Consider the following 13,801-nt stretch of genomic DNA (forward strand, 5'->3'; position numbering starts at 1 on the left):
TGAGGATGTAGTGCGATGCATACCCCCCCGGTTTACTCGCTCCAGAATGGCAAGCACAGCGGCCGCGCTGTGTCTGCTGTTCGAGTCGTTCGATTGGCCGTGCTCGGCACGGCCGCCTTGCTCGCTACGGCGTGCGGCATGCTGCCGCCGCCGGCCCCGATCGTGCAGGGTCCGACAACCGCGCGCCCACCGATGCCGGTGATGGCGCCGCGCCAGAACGGGGCGATCTACCAGGAAGTGGCATCGGGCAGTGGTGGTTTCCGCGGGATGTTTGAAGACCGCCGCGCCCACATGGTGGGCGACACGATCACGATCGTGATCACCGAGAACACGGCGGCCAGCAAGCAGACCTCCGGCAGCGTCAACCGCACGGGCAGCATGAGCGCTTCGGTGCCGACCTTCGCCGGCATGAACGCTGGCGTGCTCTCGCTGCTGGGTGTGTCGGCCAGCGACGCCAACAAGTTCGACAGCAAGGGCGCCAACGGTGCGCAGAACAACTTCACGGCCACGATTACCGTGACCGTGGTGGAAGTGCTGGGCAACGGCAACCTGGTGGTCAGCGGCGAGAAGCAGATGGCCGTTGGCCAGGGCACCGAGTCGATCAAGTTCTCCGGCGTGGTCAACCCGACCACCGTCAACAATCAAAACACCGTGCTGTCCACCCAGGTGGCGGACGCACGCATGGAATACCGCGGCACGGGCTATGTGGCCGAGTCGCAGCAGATGGGCTGGCTGTCGCGGTTCTTCCTGACCGTGTCACCGTTCTAAGGGATCTGCCATGACTTTGCATCGAACGAGGTTGTATCGAACCCTTGGCGCGGCCCTGGTGGCACTGAGCGCAATCTCGGCGGTTGTTCCGACAACGGCACACGCGGATCGCATCAAGGATCTGACCACCGTTGCCGGCGTGCGCGACAACGCGCTGATCGGCTACGGCCTTGTCGTCGGCCTGGACGGCAGCGGCGACCAGACCACACAAACCCCGTTCACGGTCCAGAGCTTCAACAACATGCTCACGCAGTTCGGCATCAATGTGCCGGCCGGCGCGAGCATCCAGCTCAAGAACACCGCCGCCGTGGTGGTGACGGCCACGCTGCCTGCCTTTGTGCGGCCAGGCCAGACCATCGACGTGACGGTGTCGTCCATCGGTAACGCCAAGAGCCTGCGTGGTGGCACGCTGCTGCTCACGCCGCTCAAGGGCGTGGATGGCCAGCTCTACGCATTGGCACAAGGCAACGTGGTGATTGGCGGCGCGGGCGCATCTGCCAATGGCAGCAAGGTGCAGATCAACCAGCTCGGCGCTGGCCGTATCGCCAATGGCGCCACGGTGGAGCGCGCTGTGCAGGCCACGGTGGGCGAGGCGGGCAGTATCCAGCTCGATACCGGCACGACGGATTTCGGCACCGTGCAGAACATCGTCACGGCCATCAACAAGCAGTTCGGCTCGGATACGGCGCAAGCCGCGGACGGCCGCACGGTCAACGTGCGCGCACCGGCCCTGGCGTCGGACCGCGTCGGTTTCCTGGCCAAGCTGCAGAACATTGACGTGACGCCGGCGCTGGCCGCCGCACGTGTGGTGATCAACGCCCGCACGGGCTCGGTGGTCATGAACCAGCTCGTCAAGCTCGAGCCCTGCGCGGTGGCGCACGGCAGCCTGTCGGTCACCATCAGCACAGATCCGGTCGTGAGCCAGCCGGCGCCGTTCTCGCAAGGGCAGACGGTGGCCGCAGCGCGCTCGAACATCGAGGTCAAGCAGCAAGGCGGCAGCCTTATCAACGTGAAGGGCGGCACCAATCTGGCGGACGTGGTCAAGGCCATCAACGCGATTGGCGCCAACCCGCAAGACCTGATCTCGATCCTGCAGGCGATGAAGGCGGCCAATGCGCTGCGCGCCGATCTGGAAATCATCTGACGCTGGGGAGGCCACGATGAACCAAACCGACCTCACCAGCCGCCTGGCGCTCGATTCCAAGGGTTTCGAGTCGCTCAAGCAAACGGCGCGTACCGACCCGACCGGCGCCGCCAAGACCGTCGCCAAGCAGTTCGACGCGATCTTCGTGAACATGATGCTCAAGCAGATGCGCGATGCAACGCCGCAGAACGGGCCGCTCGATTCGTCGTCGAGCAAGATGTACACGTCGATGCTCGATCAGCAGCTTTCGCAGACCATGGCCTCGCGCGGCGTGGGCGTGGCAGACCAGCTTCTGAAGCAGATGCTGCGTCAGGCCACGCATGTGAACCCGGATGCGGGCGGCAAGGTGAACACCACCCTGTCCAACACGACGGCCACCAATACCGCGCTGCCAGGTGCTGCCGGCTCCACGAGCGATGCCGCCAAGGCCATCGCCCGCTCGTCGCTGAACAGCATGGCCGCGGCCGTCGCGCCAGGCACGGAAGACGACGGTTCGGGCATCAGCACTGTGCCGCGCCCGGGCTTGGAAGAACGCGTGCAACGTGCACTGGCCGCCCTGCGCAAGCAGGCGGATGCGCAGGCGCAGACCCCGAGCGCGCCGCCCGACGTTGACCTGTCGACGGTGGCGTCTGAGCCGCGCGGCGAGCGCATGACCAGCTTCTACAACAAGCTGATCGGCCACGCATCGCAGGCCGCGCAGGAAACCGGCATTCCGGCCAACTTCATGATCGGCCACGCGGCGCTGGAATCCGGCTGGGGCCGTCGCGAGATCAAGGCAAAGGACGGCACGAACACGCACAACCTGTTCGGCATCAAGGCCGGTGGCTCGTGGGCCGGCAAGACCGCCACGGTGACGACCACCGAATACATTGGCGGCGTCGCCCATAAGGTCCAGGAGAAATTCCGCGCCTACAGCTCATATGCCGAAGCGTTCAAGGACTACGCCAACCTGCTGGCCAACAACCCGCGCTACAGCAACGTTGTGGCGGCCGGCAACGGCAACGACGCAGCATCGTTCGCCAAGGGCTTGCAGCGCGCGGGCTACGCCACCGATCCGAACTACGCCCACAAGATCATGGCGGTGCTCAAGCAGATCGTTTGAGTGATCCAAGAAGCATATTTTGGCGACGACGGCCGGCTCAAGTTTGCGCTTGTCCGGCCGATGTTGTTTCTAGAGCTTATTTCGGCGGCGTCATGCTGCCCGCACCGAGACAACTATGAGCAGCTCCCTTCTTAATATTGGCGCGTCCGGCCTGCGGGTTGCCGATATCAACCTGCAAGTGACCGGCAACAACATTGCCAACGCCAGCACCCCCGGCTATTCACGCCAGGAAGCCGTGCAGACGGAAAACATTCCGCTGTACGCCGGCGTGGGCTATCTCGGCCAGGGCGCCAATGTCACGACAGTCAAGCGTATCTACGACCAGTTCCTGACTGCGCAGGTACAAAGCGGCCAGGCTTCGACCAGCGCGGCCGACCAGCTCAACAGCCTGGTGTCGGGCCTGAGCAAGTACATGTCGGACAGCAACAGCGGCCTGACTTCGTCGCTCACCAGTTTCTTCAATGCCGCCGATGGCCTGGCCTCCAAGCCGTCGGATACCACCGCTCGCCAGGTTTTCCTGAACGCGGCCGCGGGCCTGCAAAGCCGCTTCAATTCGATTGCCGGGCAGCTGAGTTCGCTCAGCAACCAGGTCAATACGCAGGTGCAGACGCAGATCAGCTCGGTCAATGGCACCGCGCAGCAGATCGCTTCGTTGAATGATCAGATTTCCAAGGCGGAAGCGTCGACCGGCCAGCCGGCCAATGACCTGCGTGACCAGCGCGACCAGCTCGTGCAGACGCTCAACCAGTCGATCAAGGCGAGCGTGGTGCAGACCGGCGACGGCCAGTTCAACATCTACGTGGGCAACGGCCAGGCGCTGGTGCAGGGCAATCAGAGCTACCAGTTGACGGCGGTGCCGTCGCAGTACGATCCGACGCAACTGTCGGTGGGGTACAAGAGCCCGGGCGGCACGGTCAACATCGACGACAGCCAGCTCGGCGGCGGTGCGCTGGGCGGCCTGATGGACTTCCGCAGCAACACGCTCATTCCGGCGCAGAACAGCCTGGGCCGCCTGGCCACGGCCGTGACGGCCGACGTGAATGCGCAGAACAAGCTCGGCATGGACGCCAACGGCAAGATGGGCACGGACCTCTTCTCCGTGGCCAGCCCGAGCGTTGCACCCAGCACCAACAACACCGGCAGCGGCACGCTCACTGCCAGCATCACCAACGCCAATGCGGGGCAAGGCTACGACTATCAGGTCAAGTACCAGGGCGGCGCCTACACCGTTTCGCACTATCCGGACGGCTCCGCCTCTGTAACGGTGTCGAGCTGGCCGACCACGATTGACGGCGTCACGCTGAACCTGTCGGGCACGATGAACAGCGGCGATTCCTTCCTGGTGCGTCCGACCGCCAACGCGGCCGCCACCATGCAGACGCTCACCACCGACTACCACAACGTGGCCGCGGCCTCGCCCGTGGTGCTCAACCAGGGCAGCAACAACACGGGCAGTGCCACGGTGTCGTCGTTGGGCGTGGACAGCACGTATGCCGGTTCGCCGCTCACCTCGCCAATCAACCTGACGTACAGCTCGGCCGTCGGCGGCTCGCTGTCGGGGTTCCCGGGCAGTGTGACGGTCACGGCGGGCGGCACGTCCACCACGTACACGGGCGGCACGGCGCCGTACACGCAGGGCGCGACGTATGCGTTCAACGGCGTGCAGATGACGCTTTCGGGCTCGCCCGGCAATGGCGACACGTTCACCATTTCGGCCAACACCGCCAACAGCACCGACAACGGCAACGCCAGCGCGCTGGCCAAGCTGCGCAACAGCAACCTGCTTGACGGCGGCACGACGTCGATCGGCACGGCGTGGAACAACCTCGTCACCCAGGTGGGTGTGCAGGCCAACCGGGCCAGCACCAACCTGACCTCGCAGAAGGCGCTGCTGGCCAGCTCCACGCAACAGCAGCAGTCGGTTTCCGGGGTGAACCTCGATGACGAGGCGATGAACCTGATGAAGTATCAGCAGGCCTACCAGGCCTCGGCCAAGGTGATGCAGACGGCCAATTCGCTGTTTGCCAGCTTGCTGTCGATTGCCGGCGGCTGATCGGGGCGGCTGAAGAAATCGCCCCGCCTGCCGATAACGTCCTAAAGCCCTACCGTCCGGACCGATCATGCGAGTCAGTACCGCCCAATTCTTTGCAGCGTCTTCCGCTTCGATGCAGAACACGCAATCGAACCTGCTCACGTTGCAGCAGCAGATTGCGAGCGGCATCGCGCTCAACAGCGCGGGCGACAACCCCAGCGCGTTTGGTCAGATGGCGCAACTGCAGCAAACGCAGGACGCCAACGATCAATACCAAGCCAATCGCGACGCCACCGACGCGCGTCTGACCAACGTGTCTTCGGCGCTGACCAACCTGGTGACCACGCTGCAGCAGGGCAAGCAGACATTGGTGGGGGCCAACACCTCGCTGATGACGGATTCGCAGCGCATTGGTGTGCTGGCGCAGGTCAAGCAGCAGTACCAGCAGTTGCTGTCGACGGCCAACCAGCGCGATGCCGCAGGCGTGGCCCTGTTTGGCGGCGCCAACGGCACGACCGATCCTTTCACGAATACCAGCGGTTCCGTGCAGTACGTTGGTAGCGGCCAGCCGCCCACGGTGCAGGTGTCACAGAACATTTCGATGCCGAATTCGGTGTCGGGCGATTCGGTGTTCGTGCGCATCCCCAACTCGGATACGTCCAACCCGAACACCAACCAGAGCATCTTCAAGACGTACGAGAACCTGATCTCGGCGCTGTCGACCCCGATCAGCGCGGCCACCCAGGCCACCGACGTCGCGAACCTGCAAAAGGCCGTGCAGACGGCGCAGGGCAATCTGGACAACGCCTATCAGGTCGCCCTGCAAGCGCAGGTGACGGTGGGCACTCAGCAAGCGCAGATCACCACGCTCAACAGCAGCGGCTCGAACTACGGCGAGCAGTTGAAGGAGCAGATCTCGAAGCTGCAATCGGTGGACTACACCACCGCCATTTCGCAGTTTTCTCAGCAGCAGGTGTCGCTGCAGGCCGCGCAGAAGACGTTCACGGCAATGCAGGGCATGTCGCTGTTCCAGTACATCAATCCGTGATCTGTCGCGGGCAGACGGTGGGGTGGCGCGGCGTATCATGTCGGCTAACCTACCGTCAGGACTGGTCATGCCTATCCAGTATCTTCGCCGCCTGACCAGCCCGGAACGCTCAGAGGATGCCAACCGGCGCCTCGGTCAGTCGCTGGCCTTCGTGGCGGGCGCCGCCAACGCAGGCGGATTCCTCGCCGTCAAGCAATACACCTCCCACATGTCCGGCATCGTCTCGGCGATGGCCGACTCGCTCGTGCTGGGCGATATCGTCCTTGTGCTCGCCGGCTTCGCCTCGCTGCTGGCATTCCTTTGCGGTGCCGCCTGCACGGCGGTGCTCGTCAACTGGGGCCGTCGGCGCAGCACGCAGAGCGAATTCGCGTTGCCGCTCATGCTCGAAGCCGCGCTGTTGTTGCTGTTCGGCCTGATGGGGACATCGCTGGGGCAATACCGTGTCGTGTTCGTGCCGGCCACCGTGGCACTGCTGTGTTTCCTGATGGGGCTGCAGAACGCCATCATCACCAAGATTTCGAAAGCGGAAATCCGCACCACGCACGTGACCGGCCTGGCCACCGATATCGGCATCGAAGTGGGCAAGGCGCTCTACTGGAACCACGGGCACCGCAACCTGCCGGCCGTCGTAGCCAATCGGCCCAAGCTGCGATTGTTGGCGTCGTTGCTGGGGATGTTCTTCGTGGGCGGCGTGGCGGGCGCGTTGGGCTTCAAGTATCTGGGTTATGCCGCCACGATTCCGCTGGCGTCCATCCTGATGCTGCTGGCCGTTGTGCCAGTGGTGGATGATTTGCTGGCGCGTCGTCGGTAAACGGGCCCGGGCTGCATCGGCCCGGGCGTGCGCAGCTGCGCTCCCCTCAGCCTATTTCCCGCCGGCATACCTCGTGCAGTGTATTCAGGCGCCGCACCGGATTGACCACGAACGGATTCGTTTCGTCCCAGGCGTAGCCCGCCAGGATGGCGCTGATCATGCGGCGGATGCCTGGAGAATGGCGTGGGTGGAAGATGATGTCCTGTAGCTCGCCCGAGTACCACCGGTCGACGAAGGCGCGGAACGTATCGACGCCTTTGCGTAGCGGCTTGTCGTAATCGGCAAGCCAATCGACGGTTTCGCCGTTGAGTTGGCGTACGAGGACGCGCGTCGCCAGGTCCGCCGAGCGCAATGCGATCGTTACGCCTGACGAGAACACCGGGTCCAGGAACTCGCCCGCATTGCCCAGCAACGCATACCCTGGCCCATAGAGGCGCTCTACATTGGCCGCGTAGCCACCGATCTGTCGCACGGGCATGAGGAACGGCGCGTCGCCAATCAGCGCTGCGATATTCGGTTCGGCCTGGATCAGCTTGCGCAAGGTCGCTTCGCGCTCTGCCTCCGGCACGTCGAGGAAACTCGCTTCGGCTACGCAGCCGACTGACGAGCGACCGTTGGCCAGCGGGATCATCCAGTACCAGACATCGCGCCGCTCGGGGTGAACGGCGATGCAGATCTTGTCGCGATCGGTGCTGCCGGCGGGCAAGGCGTCGCGCACGTGCGTGAACAGCGCCGCACGGGTTGGCATGCGGGTCGGCGCTTCAAGATTCAGCAGGCGCGGTAGCACGCGGCCAAAGCCGCTTGCGTCTAGCACGAAGCGGGCATGAACGGCATAAGCGTTCCCGGCTTCGTCTTCAACTTCCAGCACAGGCGCATCGCCCGGCTGCATCGTGCGCACGGTGTGGCCGAAGCGAACGTCGGCGCCTTGTTCGGCGGCGCTTTTGATCAGTGTTTGATCAAACACCGCGCGTTCAACCTGATACGTGGTGCCCCAGCCAGTGGAATGCTTGTCTCGGAAATCGAAGGAGGCGTGCTTGTCCTGATGTACGAAATACGCCCCGTTCTTGTACTGGAATCCTGCTTCCACAACCGCTTGCAGCATGCCCGCCGCTTCAAGGTAGGCCATGCTTTGGGGCAGCAGGCTTTCGCCAATGGAGAAGCGCGGGAAGTGCTGGCGTTCGAGCACCAGCACATTGCGCCCGGCGCGCTGCAGCAAGGCTGCTGCTACCGCGCCTGAAGGGCCCGCGCCAATGATGGCGACGTCAACATGTTCGTGCTTTTCGATTGCTTGGGTAGTTGTGTGCATTATCGGTTGTGATTTTCGTTGTCTTTTCGCGGCCGGCCGAGATAACGCACAAGATTACGTCTTCCCAAACGCTTTGAAAACCGGCGATCGATGTCGGTACAATGCGCCAGCCTTGAAAACCCGTTTTGATTTTCAGACCAACACCATTCATCCATGGATACCACTTCAACGCCTGCGCATATCGGATCGTTTGTTCCGGAAACCGCTTTCGGCATCTGGTTTCTGCGCACGTATACGTGGGAGCACCATGTGCTGCGTGTTGCCATCAATGACCTCAAACGGCTGATCACCAAACCGCTGCCTGCCGCGCCGGTCCTAGTGGATGTGGGGTGCGGACAGGGCATTTCCTTTCGGTTGTTGGAGCAAGCGTTTGCCCCGCAACGGATTGTCGGGGTGGACTGCCATGCGCCTTCGCTGGAGGCGTCCCGTAGGGCGGCCCGTGCCATCGGCACGCCGGTCGACATCCTGCATGCCGATTGTGCGGCGCTGCCCTTGCCTGATGCCAGCGCAGATATCGTGTTCTGCCACCAGACGTTTCATCATCTTGTCGAACAGGAGCGCGCATTGGCGGAGTTCCGCCGCGTATTGAAGCCAGGCGGCGTGCTGCTGTTCGCTGAATCGACCGACGCGTATATCAAGTCGTGGGTCATCCGGTTGCTGTTCCGTCATCCGATGCATGTGCAAAAGAGCGCGGACGGGTATCTGCAAATGCTGCGTGCGGGCGGTTTCGATTTTGACCAACGTAACGTGTCGCTACCGTATCTCTGGTGGAGCAGGGCGGCGGATTTCGGCTTGTTTGAACGCCTGGGCTTGCACCATCCGAAGCCGGGCAAGCGGCGCGAGACGCTCGTCAATGTCGCCGCCACCAAGTTGGCTGCCTGAGGGGCCGCCGACCGATCTCTCTGGCCGGCGGCGCCCGCTGGCCACTACTTCTTCAGGGTTACAACCTCGCCCTTCAGTGCAACGCCCGACATGAGCGCGCCCGAACCGCAGGTGAACTCCGTGGCGCTCTCGGTCAGCTTGTTCTTATAGTTGCTCTTGATATTGATGACCGCGTTGCCACCCAACTGGCGCGCACGTTCCTGCAGCGCCAGCACGGCAGACAGGAACACATACTGGCACGCCGCTTCATCGCTGCGGCCGACGCCATTGGTCTTCTTGTTGGTGGCAATCTCGCCCATCGATTTCTCGACCGCCGCGTGCTTCTGGCCGGCGAAGACGAGCGCGATATCGCTGCCCACCTTGTCGGAACCTTCGCTCTTAAGGGCCGCATCGAGCGAGTACGCCTCGACATCGTTGCGGGCAAACGCGGCGGTGCTCACCGTGGCAACGCACAGCACGGCCAGCATCAGGTGACGCTTCATTCCAGACTCCTGTAACGAGTGTGAGTGGGTGCGGACGACGAACGCCGATTACTTGGCCGCCTCGACCGTGACCAACTCGCCGCTCACGCGCAATGCCGCCGATACGCCACTGACACCGCAGGTGTAGTTGTTCACGTCGTTGCTCTCGGTCGAGTGGAACCACGTCTTGATGTTGATGACGGCATTGGCGCCACGGTCGTGCGCGGCGCTTGCGAGCTGGCGCAGGGCATCGGCCAGCGTGGCGTTGCAGATTTCGACCTCCGTGGCGGTCTTGCGTGCCGGGTGGGACGACTTCGTGACTTCACCCAGGCTGGACACCACTGCCGGGTGCGCCTGGTTGCCGAAGTAGAGCGCCACGCCGGGGGCGAATTGCTGCGATTGCAGCACGGGCTGGATCGGGTACGTCATGACTTCTGTGCGCGCGTGTGCAACCTGCGTGAGCATGGCAAGCGCGCTGGCGGCCAGCAGTAGTTGTTTCTTCATTGAGAGCACTCCTGTCTTCTTATTGCGTTGAGAAAATCGCCGAGGATGGTGTCAGATCACGGCGTCGAACATCAGCCCGGCGCAACTGCCGCCGAACCCAAAGGAAATCGATAGCGCACGCTCGATGCGAGCGGCACGCGATTGGCGCACCAACGGCAGGCCGACAACCGCGGGGTCGAGTGTTTCGATACCGGCCGAACCCGCAATGAAGCCGTCTCGCATCATCAACAAGGTATAGATGGCTTCCTGCGCGCCCGCCGCCCCCGGGGGATGTCCGGTGAGGGCCTTGGTGGATGAGAACGGCGGCATGGCGGTACCAAATACGGTTTGCAGGGCAAGCAGCTCTTCCACGTCGCCAGAGGGTGTGGATGGGCCGTGCGTATTGATGTAGTCAGGGCGGGTGCCGGCATCATCCACTGCGCTCTGGATTGCACGCGCAATGCCCGGTGCACGCGGCGATACCATCGAGCCGACGTCGGTGCTCTGCCCGAAGCCGGTCAGTTCCGCATAGATCCGGGCGCCACGGGCGCGTGCGTGCGTAAGCGATTCCAGCACCAGCATGCCGGCGCCGGAAGCCAGCACGAAGCCGTCGCGTGCCACATCGTACGGGCGTGATGCGCGCTCGGGCGCGTGCGCCGGTGCACGCGACAGCGCGCCCATGGCATCGAAGAACATGGCATAGCTGTCGTGTAGTTCTTCTGCACCGCCGGCCAGCATGATGTCTTGCTGCCCTGAGCGGATCCATTGCGCAGCCTGACCAATCGCCAGCGCCGACGTAGTGCACGCCGATGACGGTGAGTAGCTGATGCCGCCAAACCCGAACACCTGCGCAAGGTTGGCCGACACCGTACTGCTCATCACCTGCGGCACGATATAGGGCGATGCCCGTTCCACGCCGCGCGCACGTACGGCGTCCAGTGCGATGTCATACGCGGCCAATGCACCGCTACCGGAGCCTGCCACCAAGCCCGCGCGCGGCGTCTGCAGAGCCGTCGATTCCAGTCCAGCATCGCCGATGGCGTTGCGTGCCGCGTGGCACGCCATGCGCGCGGTCTCGCCCATGAAGCGTTCGAACTTGCGTGCAAACGGCGGAGCGCCCTCAACTGAGGCCAAGCCTGCGACCTGGCTCGACAGCCCCAGCGCCTGCCAGGCCGGAACGTGCGAGAGGCCCGAGCGGCCGTCGCGCAGCGCCGCAGAAACCCCATCCAGCGTGTTACCCAGACAACTTACGATACCCAGGCCCGTCACGACCACGCGTTCCGGTGCAGCCAAGGGGCGCGAAGTGCTAAGCGACATCAGGCAGCGCGCTTGAAAATCAGCGACGTGTTGATGCCGCCAAACGCGAAGTTGTTGCTCATCACGTGCTCGGTATCAAGGGTGCGCGCGCTGCCGACGATGTAGTCGAGCGGTGCACAGGCCGGGTCGACGTTCTCGAGGTTGAGCGTGGGCGCGTACCAGTTGCGCTTCATCATCTCGATGGTCCACCACGCTTCAATGGCGCCGCATGCGCCCAGCGTATGACCGATATAGCTCTTGAGCGAACTGATCGGCATCGTGGGGCGGAAGACCTCGGCCGTGGCCAGGCTCTCAGCCACGTCACCGAGGTCTGTGGATGTGCCGTGCGCGTTGACGTAGCCGATGGCGTCCTGCGGCAGGTGTGCATCCTGCAGCGCCAGACGCATGGCCTGGCTCATGGTGGCCGCGGTAGGTTGCGTCATGTGTGCACCGTCGGAATTGCAGCCGAAACCGACGACCTCGGCATGGATGCGCGCGCCGCGCGCGCGGGCGTGGTCGTAGTCTTCCAGCACCAGCGTGGCTGCGCCTTCGCCCACGACCAAACCATCGCGGGCTTTGTCGAACGGGCGAGGCGTGAGGTGCGGCTCATCATTGCGCGTGCTGGTGGCGTACAGGGTGTCGAATACGGCCACGGCTGGTGCGGACAGTTCCTCGGCGCCGCCGGCCAGCATCATCGTCTGTTTGCCGGTCGCGATGGCTTCATAGGCATAGCCGATCGCCTGGCTGCCCGATGCGCACGCGCACGATGTGGGAATGACTCGGCCCTTCAAATCCCAGAACAGCCCGACGTTGACCGCCGTCGTGTGCGGCATCATCTGCACGTAGCTGTTGGATGTGACGCCCTGCATCGAGCCCGTGTCCAGCATGTTGCCGAACGCGCGGATGGGCTGCACCGAGCCTGACGACGAGCCATACGCCACGCCCATGCGGCCATCGGCGATGGAGGTGTCTCCCGCCAAGCCTGCATCGGCCAGGGCCAGCTCGCTTGCGCGCACCGCGTACACCGAGACAGGTCCCATCGAGCGCGTCTTTTTGCGTGGGTACTCCGCCGGTGTGCTGAAGGCCGGCAGCGGGCACGCCAGCCGCGCGTGCAGTGTGTCGAAGTAATCCCACTCCGGCATACGCCGAACGGCATTGCGGCCCTGTTCGAGGGCCGATTGGATTTCACTCCACTCAGAGCCGAGGGCGGTAACACCGCCCATGCCGGTGACGACAACCCGTTTCATCAGATCATCCCGCCGTTGACACCGATGACCTGGCGCGTGACGTACGACGCCGCATCCGACATCAAAAAGCCCACCACCGCAGCCACCTCGGCTGGCTGGCCGACGCGCTGCATCGGTACCGTCTGGAGTGCGTGGTCCAGGTGTTCGACGTGGGACAGCATCTCGGTTTCGACCAGACCCGGGGCTACGCAGTTGACGGTGATGTTGCGTGAAGCCAGTTCTACAGCCAGGGCCTTTGTTGCACCAATCAGCCCGGCCTTGGCCGCGCTGTAATTGACCTGCCCTCGATTGCCCATCACGCCCGAGACCGATGCGATGGTGACGATGCGTCCACCCTTGCGAGCACGCACCATTGGCATGGTGAGTGGGTGCAGGACGTTGTAGAAACCGTCCAGGCTGGTTTCGAGCACGATGTCCCAGTCTTCGTCCGTCAGGGCGGGGAAGGCGGCATCGCGGGTGACACCCGCGCACAAAACGATGCCGTAGTAGGCACCGTGCGCTTCGACGTCGGCCTCGAGCTGCGTACGGCAGGCGTTGCGGTCGCGTACATCGAACTGGAGCACGCGGGCCTTACCTGCATTCGCACCCTGCGCCTGGATACCGGCGACAACGGCATCGGCCTCGTTGCGGCCACTGCGGCAATGCACCGAGACGTCAAACCCGTCGGCTGCGAGCTGATAGGCGATGGCGCGGCCGATGCCACGGCTTGCGCCCGTCACAAGAACACGGCGGCTCATATCGTGAGACTCCCTTCGATGAATGCTTGAAAATCGGTCGGCTGGTAAACCTTGATGATGGCGTTGGCCAGGGGCTGGCCGCCTGCACTGATTGTGCACTCGTACGCGCCATGACCCTCGGCACCGCGCAACAGCTCGCGTGCCTCCACGCGCAACGGCTTGCCTTGTTCAAACGCGGGAACGCTGGCCTCGTACTTGCGCGAACCAAGCAGCACGCCAGGCCGCGCTGGTTGACCAGCGCGCGTCGAAAGCAGGCCGACATGTGCTGCAATGGCCTGCGCCATCAGCTCAATGCCGATCCACGCGGGCATGTTGCCGCGGGTGTCGGCATACCAGGCGGCAGGGTCGACATGTGCAACCGCCGCAAGAAATTCGTCATCCCAGGATTCGACGCCTGCGAGCAGCAACATCGTGCCGCGATGCGGCAGGATCGATTCGATGGGAGCCAAGGGGAAAGCAGCCCTCACTTCGGTATCAGTCATGC

At 63.7% G+C, this 13,801-nt stretch carries 14 protein-coding genes; 7 read left to right on the top strand and 7 right to left on the bottom strand.

Features of this window, described 5'->3' with window-relative positions; translation table 11 throughout:
• Positions 1-15 precede the first annotated feature (15 nt).
• The 6 genes from BG83_RS0115315 (at position 16) to BG83_RS0115340 (ending at position 6,905) form a co-directional block, all read left to right on the top strand.
• Positions 16-768 carry a flagellar basal body L-ring protein FlgH gene (locus tag BG83_RS0115315; RefSeq protein WP_024977570.1) on the top strand — a complete coding sequence of 251 codons (753 nt, stop codon included), beginning with the start codon at positions 16-18 and terminating at the stop codon, positions 766-768.
• A 10-nt stretch (positions 769-778) separates the two neighbouring features.
• Entirely contained in the window at positions 779-1,912 is a 1,134-nt protein-coding gene (locus tag BG83_RS0115320; protein WP_024977571.1) for a flagellar basal body P-ring protein FlgI, read from the top strand.
• Between the two features lie 16 nt (positions 1,913-1,928).
• Positions 1,929-3,014 carry a flagellar assembly peptidoglycan hydrolase FlgJ gene (gene flgJ, locus BG83_RS0115325; protein WP_024977572.1) on the top strand — a complete coding sequence of 362 codons (1,086 nt, stop codon included), beginning with the start codon at positions 1,929-1,931 and terminating at the stop codon, positions 3,012-3,014.
• A gap of 115 nt (positions 3,015-3,129) precedes the next feature.
• Positions 3,130-5,067 (top strand): flagellar hook-associated protein FlgK, encoded by a 1,938-nt coding sequence (gene flgK / locus BG83_RS0115330; protein WP_024977573.1) that lies wholly within the window; start codon positions 3,130-3,132, stop codon positions 5,065-5,067.
• Between the two features lie 67 nt (positions 5,068-5,134).
• Positions 5,135-6,094, top strand: coding sequence for a flagellar hook-associated protein FlgL (gene flgL / locus BG83_RS0115335; protein ID WP_024977574.1), 960 nt, complete (start codon positions 5,135-5,137; stop codon positions 6,092-6,094).
• Between the two features lie 67 nt (positions 6,095-6,161).
• Positions 6,162-6,905, top strand: coding sequence for a YoaK family protein (locus BG83_RS0115340; RefSeq protein WP_024977575.1), 744 nt, complete (start codon positions 6,162-6,164; stop codon positions 6,903-6,905).
• Positions 6,906-6,951: 46 nt separating this feature from the next.
• Here the strand turns inward: BG83_RS0115340 and BG83_RS0115345 are convergent, their stop codons facing one another.
• Positions 6,952-8,211: an NAD(P)/FAD-dependent oxidoreductase gene (locus tag BG83_RS0115345; protein WP_024977576.1), complete on the bottom strand. Its 1,260-nt coding sequence runs from the start codon at positions 8,209-8,211 to the stop codon at positions 6,952-6,954.
• A 153-nt stretch (positions 8,212-8,364) separates the two neighbouring features.
• On the opposite strand from BG83_RS0115345, the gene BG83_RS0115350 reads away from it, so the two are divergent.
• Positions 8,365-9,093 carry a class I SAM-dependent methyltransferase gene (locus BG83_RS0115350; protein ID WP_024977577.1) on the top strand — a complete coding sequence of 243 codons (729 nt, stop codon included), beginning with the start codon at positions 8,365-8,367 and terminating at the stop codon, positions 9,091-9,093.
• 44 nt (positions 9,094-9,137) lie between these two features.
• On the opposite strand, the gene BG83_RS0115355 is transcribed toward BG83_RS0115350, so the two are convergent.
• From BG83_RS0115355 to BG83_RS0115380, 6 genes are read right to left on the bottom strand one after another with little or no spacing between them, the layout of a single operon-like run.
• Positions 9,138-9,575 (bottom strand): hypothetical protein, encoded by a 438-nt coding sequence (locus BG83_RS0115355; RefSeq protein ID WP_024977578.1) that lies wholly within the window; start codon positions 9,573-9,575, stop codon positions 9,138-9,140.
• A gap of 48 nt (positions 9,576-9,623) precedes the next feature.
• Positions 9,624-10,058: a hypothetical protein gene (locus BG83_RS0115360; protein ID WP_024977579.1), complete on the bottom strand. Its 435-nt coding sequence runs from the start codon at positions 10,056-10,058 to the stop codon at positions 9,624-9,626.
• 51 nt (positions 10,059-10,109) lie between these two features.
• Positions 10,110-11,354: a beta-ketoacyl synthase N-terminal-like domain-containing protein gene (locus BG83_RS0115365; protein WP_024977580.1), complete on the bottom strand. Its 1,245-nt coding sequence runs from the start codon at positions 11,352-11,354 to the stop codon at positions 10,110-10,112.
• The gene (locus BG83_RS0115370) at positions 11,354-12,580 is read right to left on the bottom strand and encodes a beta-ketoacyl-ACP synthase (RefSeq protein ID WP_024977581.1); all 1,227 of its coding nucleotides are present in this window, start codon (positions 12,578-12,580) and stop codon (positions 11,354-11,356) included. Before BG83_RS0115370 ends, BG83_RS0115365 begins: the two co-directional genes overlap by 1 nt.
• A complete protein-coding gene (locus BG83_RS0115375; protein WP_024977582.1) occupies positions 12,580-13,317 on the bottom strand; it encodes a 3-ketoacyl-ACP reductase FabG2 in 738 nt (245 codons plus the stop codon). Before BG83_RS0115375 ends, BG83_RS0115370 begins: the two co-directional genes overlap by 1 nt.
• Positions 13,314-13,799: a hotdog family protein gene (locus BG83_RS0115380; protein ID WP_024977583.1), complete on the bottom strand. Its 486-nt coding sequence runs from the start codon at positions 13,797-13,799 to the stop codon at positions 13,314-13,316. Before BG83_RS0115380 ends, BG83_RS0115375 begins: the two co-directional genes overlap by 4 nt.
• Between the last annotated feature and the right edge of the window lie 2 nt (positions 13,800-13,801).

This window comes from Ralstonia pickettii, assembly GCF_000607165.1.
GTDB lineage: Bacteria > Pseudomonadota > Gammaproteobacteria > Burkholderiales > Burkholderiaceae > Ralstonia > Ralstonia holmesii.